We start from the raw sequence: 2156 nt of genomic DNA on the forward strand, positions 1-2156 counted from the left end.
ACAGGAAGAACGCTTAAAGCAGCTTAAAGCTCAAAAGCAGGCTAAAGACGCTCGTGAAAAGGCAAAACAGAAAGAACAAGATCGAAAAAACGATACCAGACGTAAAATTTTACTTGGTTCGTACTTGCTCAACAAAATGGAAGATGAAGCAGAGAAAGAAAAAATACTCGCTGGCATCAACGAGTATTTAACAGAAGATCGGGATAGAAAATTATTTAATCTGCCATAATTAATTTTGTATTGTTTTTAGCATATTGATAGCAAAGGTTACTTTGCTTTCAATATCTTTAAGCACTGTTTTATGATCATTGAAATCATCAAAATGTTTAATCTCAACATCAATAATAGAGCTTAAATATCCAGTCAATATCTTTGCTTTTACTTCATTACTCTGATTGAAAATAACATCATTGAATTTGGCAACTTCTTCATCAAAATTAAAATTATCTGACTCAATCATGGTTTAAATCCTAATTTTTTTAAATATGGAATGAGTATTTTTTGTTTCTCTGGGTCTTTAAGTATTGAGCGTAAACGAGCTTTAAAACTTGGCATTTCTTCGCCTACGTTAGCCATTGCTTGTACTTCGCCCAAGTCTGCCAATTTGCTTGCAAATGTGTCTAATTGGCTATCAGACATCTTGATAAATGTGTCTTTTGGTTCTTCAAACATATCTATGGTATTAGGGCATTTTACTGTTTTTATTTCCGCCTTTTTCTCTTTAAATCTTAATTCTAAATGAGTATATGTTCGCCCTTTTTTAATTAACTCATAGCCTACTGTATGCGGACTTTTTTCATTAATTTCATCAATAGCAGTATCAATAACCCATTTCTTTAAGTCTGCAAACAATTGATATTTATTATTTAAATCTAAAGAATCTCGCAATTCAGCAATAGATATTTTACAAAACCCCGTTTCTTTGAATTGCATCATCATTAAATAAAATCTAAAGCTATAAAAACTACTAAATTGAAAAACATCTTTAAGATTTAACTTAGTAAATTGTTCTTTTAATTGACTTATGTAGGGGATCATATTTTCATGAAAAACAATGCGAGCCACGATATTGTCGTCACTCTTAGCAATGATTGGCAAACTATCCAATAAATTATATTTTCTTAATTGCTGAATAAATTCTTCATCATTTTTTGAGTTTGGATATTCTTTTTTAAGCCGTTCAAAAATTTCACTTTTAAAATGTAAGACGCTGTGCAGCCAATGGAATTTCAATTTCCCCATAGCTGTGTCAACCACAACAATACGATTTAATAGCTCCGAACATGCCTCTCTAATTTCTCGTGCAACATTTTTCGGCTCTACTCCTAGTTTTACAAAATCTTCTTTGGTTATGTAGTACGCCTTACCAGGATCTACCTCTGCATCTTTTGGTATTTGAGCTAAGGCACATAGAACCAAACGCATTTCATTAGCTGTGAGCTTATACGATGCACGTATTAAATTATTATCCATTACGACTAGATCATTTTTCATGTAAAAACCCAATTGATTTTATTATATCAAGAAACTTAATTAACCTCTATATATATAGTGAATGATACATACTCCATATATGTGCGTCAATCCCTCCATATATGTGCGTCAATCCCTCCATATATGTGCGTCAATCCCTCCATATATGTGCGTCAATCCCTCCATATATGTCCTTTGAAAGCCTTGCTGGGCGTGGCATAGCGGGGAGCTAAAAAGCTTTTAAAAAGATTTAAAAACTATTAAAAAGGAAAAATCTCAAAAAACCTGTGGATAACTGCCCTATGTACTCGCTTCGCTCGTACTTTTTGACTTCGCTTTGCTCAGTCGTGGGGGCAGTTATTTGCAAATACCGGACATGGATTCAAAAAAGCAAAAGCGACTATGGATTCGCTTCGCTCATAGTTTTTTCACTCGCTTCGCTCGGTCTAGGTGCTAATGTCTGCATGGAAATATGAGTTTTCTAGGATTCAAAGCACTTAAAAACGGTTTTTCAGGGAGTCTAGGCGCAACTTTTCGTTGTGTCGCTCGTAGACACTCGCTAATAAAATATTGATATTGTTTAAATATTCTTAATTAAAAGACAAAAAGGATAGATTTAACGACCCTTATCGTTGTCTTGTTCTAAAGATTTTTTAATGTTGATAGCTGAATTACGCTCATTG

Annotated in this window: 3 protein-coding genes; 1 reads left to right on the plus strand and 2 read right to left on the minus strand. The window is 33.5% G+C overall.

Annotation, left to right across the window (positions count from 1 at the left end):
• A partial coding sequence (locus tag D7V20_RS18895; protein ID WP_120385377.1) for a mobilization protein occupies nt 1–229 on the plus strand: 229 nt, incomplete at its 5' end.
• Here D7V20_RS18895 and D7V20_RS18900 read toward each other — a convergent pair.
• A complete protein-coding gene (locus D7V20_RS18900) occupies nt 230–460 on the minus strand; it encodes a hypothetical protein (protein WP_120385378.1) in 231 nt (76 codons plus the stop codon).
• The gene (locus tag D7V20_RS18905) at nt 457–1494 is read right to left on the minus strand and encodes a replication initiation protein (protein ID WP_120385379.1); all 1038 of its coding nucleotides are present in this window, start codon (nt 1492–1494) and stop codon (nt 457–459) included. Before D7V20_RS18905 ends, D7V20_RS18900 begins: the two co-directional genes overlap by 4 nt.
• Nucleotides 1495–2156: the final 662 nt, after the last annotated feature.

It is taken from the genome of Acinetobacter rongchengensis (assembly GCF_003611475.1).
Classification (GTDB): Bacteria; Pseudomonadota; Gammaproteobacteria; order Pseudomonadales; family Moraxellaceae; genus Acinetobacter; species Acinetobacter rongchengensis.

Excerpts from the sequence above, each read along its gene's own strand:
- D7V20_RS18905 (WP_120385379.1), bottom strand. The coding sequence starts at position 1,494 with ATGAAAAATGATCTAGTCGTAATGGATAATAATTTAATACGTGCATCG.
- D7V20_RS18900 (WP_120385378.1), bottom strand. The coding sequence starts at position 460 with ATGATTGAGTCAGATAATTTTAATTTTGATGAAGAAGTTGCCAAATTC.